This is a genomic window from Acidovorax delafieldii 2AN (genome assembly GCF_000175235.1).
Lineage (GTDB): Bacteria > Pseudomonadota > Gammaproteobacteria > Burkholderiales > Burkholderiaceae_C > Acidovorax > Acidovorax delafieldii_B.
Genome location: NZ_ACQT01000523.1, coordinates 1 through 1,177 on the forward strand (window position 1 = coordinate 1; position 1,177 = coordinate 1,177).

At 61.0% G+C, this 1,177-nt stretch carries 1 protein-coding gene; it reads left to right on the forward strand.

The window, feature by feature from the left end:
• Positions 1–68 precede the first annotated feature (68 nt).
• The gene (locus ACDELDRAFT_RS22765) at positions 69–1,052 is read left to right on the forward strand and encodes an IS5 family transposase (protein WP_005801452.1); all 984 of its coding nucleotides are present in this window, start codon (positions 69–71) and stop codon (positions 1,050–1,052) included.
• The last annotated feature ends 125 nt before the right edge of the window (positions 1,053–1,177 follow it).

Below are 1,177 nucleotides of genomic sequence, written 5' to 3' on the forward strand. Positions count from 1 at the left end.
TTAGGGATGCTCTGCACGAATCCGTCTGCGATGTGCTTGACCATGCCTGAAGCCCAGACAATACAAGCATGAAGCAAAGCAGCCTGGGCCTGAGCAACACCACCAAGCGGACACGCAAGCGCGAATTCCTCGATGCCATGGAACTGGTGGTGCCCTGGGCGGAACTGGTGTCGCTGATAGAGCCCTACGCTCCCGAGAGCGGGCGCCGGGGTCAGCAGCCGTTTGCGGTGCAGACGATGCTGCGCATCCACTTCATGCAGCAGTGGTTCAAACTCAGTGACCCCGCCATGGAAGAAGCCTTGCACGACGTGCCAACCTTTCGGGACTTCGCGGGCCTGTCCCACTGGGACGAACACATCCCCAGCGAGTCGAGCATCCTGCGCTTTCGTCACCTGCTGGAGCGCCACAAGTTGGCCGATCAGATCCTGGCCACGGTCAATGCACTGCTGCAGGCCAAGGGACTGCAACTGAAGGCCGGCACCGTGGTAGATGCCACGCTGATTGCCGCGCCCAGTTCCACCAAGAACCAAAGCGGCGAGCGCGACCCCGAGATGCACCAAAGCAAGAAGGGCAACCAGTGGTACTTCGGCATGAAGGCGCACATCGGGGTGGATGCGGACTCGGGCCTGGTGCACACGGTGCGGGGCACCAGCGGCAACGTGAGCGATGTGGTTGAAGCCAACAGCCTGCTGCACGGGCAGGAGACAGACGCCTTCGGCGATGCGGGCTATCAGGGAGTAGACAAACGCAGCGACGCCAAGAAGGAGGTGCGCTGGCATGTGGCCATGAAACGAAGCGTGCGCCAGGCGCTGGACAAGGACAAGCCCGTAGATGCGTTGATCGAGCAGCACGAGAAGATCAAGGCGAGCATCCGGGCCAAGGTGGAACACCCGTTTCGAATAATCAAGCAGCAGTTCGGGTATGTGAAGGTGCGCTACCGCGGCCTGAAGAAGAACACGGCGCAGATCGTCACGCTGTTTGCGCTGAGCAACCTGTGGATGGTCAGGCACAAGTTGCAGGCCCTGGGACAGGTGCGCGTGCAAGGGGCGTAATGCCCGCCAAACCGGGGGAATTACGCTCGATACGCGCTTGAACTGAGCTTGGCGACTTGGTCGAGGCTGGTTTTACCTGTCAGGCGGGCGTGGCACGTTCACAAGTGATTCGTGCAGAGCATCCC